At 40.1% G+C, this 1,760-nt stretch carries 2 protein-coding genes; both read left to right on the forward strand.

The genetic code is table 11. From position 1 onward, the window contains the following. The first annotated feature begins 74 nt into the window (after positions 1-74). Positions 75-707, forward strand: coding sequence for a hypothetical protein (locus JGK20_RS34280; protein ID WP_293233847.1), 633 nt, complete (start codon positions 75-77; stop codon positions 705-707). A gap of 202 nt (positions 708-909) precedes the next feature. Further along, on the forward strand, positions 910-1,731 hold the full coding sequence (locus JGK20_RS34285) for a transposase (protein WP_293233849.1): 822 nt from the start codon (positions 910-912) through the stop codon (positions 1,729-1,731). The last annotated feature ends 29 nt before the right edge of the window (positions 1,732-1,760 follow it).

Genomic DNA, 1,760 nt, shown 5'->3' on the forward strand with positions numbered 1-1,760 from the left:
GTATCCGCTCAATAATTCGGGGTAGCCCATAAAAAAAGTAAGCAGAGTAAAAAAAGTGTTATAAAATAGGACACATGACGCAAAAGATTATTTCACAAGACAAGTCACCCTACAATATACTACTGCAAACCATCGACCCCCAAGGGATTGCAGACGAATCCATGCGTCAGAAAGTAGAGATATTACTGAACCTAATAGAGCAATTACAATTAAAAGTCAAAGACTTAGAATCAGAGAATCAACGGTTAAAAGATGAAAACAACCGATTGAAAGGAGAACAAGGAAAGCCAGACATCAAAGCCAAATCCAAAGGATTCAAAAGTCAGCACTCATCAGAAAAAGAGCGAAAAACGCCCAAACAGCACAAAAAAAGCAGTAAGAAAGCCACAATTAAAATAGATCGAGAACAAATACTAGAATACCCCACAGACCAACTGCCAGCAGACGCAGAATTTAAAGGATACGAACAAGTAATCATCCAAGATATCAGCTTGGCAACCGACAACACTCCGAAAAACTTATGTAGCAGAACTACCCTTGGGCTACGAAGGAGAATTTGGACCGGGAATCAAAGCCCTAATCATCAGCTTGTACTATGGCGGCAATATGACGCAAGGCAAACTACTAGATTTTTTAGCAGATTTAGGCATTTCCATTTCAGCAGGTTATTTATCCAACCTGCTAATCAAAAACCACTTCCTTTTTGAAACCGAGAAACAAGAAGTTTATGATTCAGGACTAGCGAGTAGCCCGTGGCAACACTTCGACCAAACAGGCGCGCGTGTTAAAGGAGTAAACCATACCACCAATATCATCTGTAATCCTTTATATACAGTATACTTCACAACAGCCAATAAAGACAGACTGACTGTCCTCAAAGGATTACAGCCAAGACGAGAACTGAGATTTATGCTAAATCCACTCTTCTTCTCACTAATTGAGGACTTCAAAATCCCGATTAAATGGCAAAACGCTCTCAAGCTATTACCTCAAGAAACAGTGTTGGGTGAGGAGGAGTTTAATCACCTACTTAATAAGTATGTACCTTCTCTGGGTTCCCAACAAGTTACCAGGATTAAAGAAGCAGCAGCTATTGTTTTCTATCATCAGCAAACTGATTGTCCAGTCGTACAAACTCTTTGTTGCGATGATGCTCCACAATTTAAGTTAATCACTGCCGATAGAGCGTTATGTTGGGTGCATGAGGGAAGGCATTACAAGAAGTTAAGCCCCATGTTTCATTGCCATCAAACAATTTTAGGGAAATTTATCAAAGAATTTTGGGATTATTATCGGGAATTATTAGCTTATAAAGATGCTCCAAGTCCTGAAGCTGCAATACTTTTAAGGTCGAAATTTCGGCTGCTTTTTGAAACCCCAAGTGGTTATGAATTGTTGGATGAACGCAAACAATTAACTGCGGTCAAAGAATTCGAGTTGCTGAGGGTTTTAGAGCATCCTGAATTACCTTTACACAATAATCCGGCTGAGTTAGCTGCCCGAACCATGGTGCAGCGACGTAATATTAGCTATGCAACTCAAACGATTGAGGGTACTCAGGCTTGGGATACTTTTATGTCTCTTGTTGCTACTGCTCGTCAGTTGGGAATCAGTTTTTTTGATTATGTGCGCGATCGAATTTCTCAACTTGGAATTATTCCTTCTCTGTCCACTATTATTCACGAAAAATCTGCTCTTTATCCCTTAGGATTGTCTTGGCAGCCAGATTAAGTGCTACCCCTACTTATTGAGCCGATACG

Origin of the sequence: Microcoleus sp. PH2017_05_CCC_O_A (assembly GCF_020738785.1) — a bacterium.
Classification (GTDB): Bacteria; Cyanobacteriota; Cyanobacteriia; order Cyanobacteriales; family Microcoleaceae; genus Microcoleus.